General features: G+C 65.8%; 1 protein-coding gene. It reads right to left on the reverse strand.

What is annotated here, in order from left to right:
• Nucleotides 1–221 precede the first annotated feature (221 nt).
• Nucleotides 222–439: hypothetical protein (locus tag AC4NN1_RS00005; RefSeq protein WP_491954251.1), on the reverse strand; the 218-nt coding region annotated here is incomplete at its 5' end.

Consider the following 439-nt stretch of genomic DNA (forward strand, 5'->3'; position numbering starts at 1 on the left):
ATGGTACTGCAGGGGGGACCCTGTGGGAGAGTAGGACACCGCCGGACTTCTTTCGTGAAATGGCCACCCAGAGCTGGGTGGCCATTTCTCGTTAACGCGTACGTGAGAGGACAGAGAAGATGACGGACGAGCAGCGCCCAGACAAGTCGGGCGGCAAACGGAAGTTCACCCCTGCTTCCTCGAGCTCACGCGATGAGCGTTCGCGGGACCGCGGACGCCCTTCAGAAGGCGATCAGGACCGCCGTCCTTCCGAACGTCGCGGCAGCGGGCGAGGCTCCGCGCCACGCCGCGAGGGTGACCGCCCGTCGTATCCGAAGCGTGACGGCGACCGCCCGGCTTACCCGAAGCGCGATGGCGAGCGTCGTCCGTACGAGAAGCGTGATGGTGATCGCCCCTCCTACCCGAAGCGTGACGGCGAGCGTCGTCCGTACGAGAAGCG

The organism is Microbacterium sp. MDV22-iso44 (assembly GCF_058629135.1).